The organism is Bacillus cereus group sp. BfR-BA-01355, from assembly GCF_022663675.1.
Lineage (GTDB): Bacteria > Bacillota > Bacilli > Bacillales > Bacillaceae_G > Bacillus_A > Bacillus_A thuringiensis_S.
This window is the reverse complement of the sequence record NZ_JAKUFY010000388.1, coordinates 1-274: the sequence shown is the minus strand read 5'-3', so window position 1 is coordinate 274 and position 274 is coordinate 1. Positions and strand designations below refer to the sequence as shown.

The following is a 274-nucleotide window of genomic DNA, read 5'->3' as shown; positions in this document are numbered from 1 at the left end:
AAACAAGCATGTTTCCTATTAAAATATAGAATATTATAACCCTTGTTTGATAGGGGGGATAAAAATGAATTGAAATAATGATTGCTGTAAGCATAAACATCATAACCATCGCTGTGAACATAAGCATCATAATCACCGCTGTGAGCATAAACACCATAAACATTTTTGTAAATGTTTTATTTGCTTTCATCGCAAACATTGGTAAAAAAGTTCATGATTTTTAGTTTTAAAAAAAGTGCAATAGATGTTGCACTTTTTTAAATAAATATAAAGG

1 protein-coding gene is annotated in these 274 nt (G+C 28.1%); it reads right to left on the bottom strand.

Annotation, left to right across the window (positions count from 1 at the left end):
* Positions 1-199: hypothetical protein (locus MR167_RS32180; RefSeq protein WP_242316290.1), on the bottom strand; the 199-nt coding region annotated here is incomplete at its 3' end.
* Between the last annotated feature and the right edge of the window lie 75 nt (positions 200-274).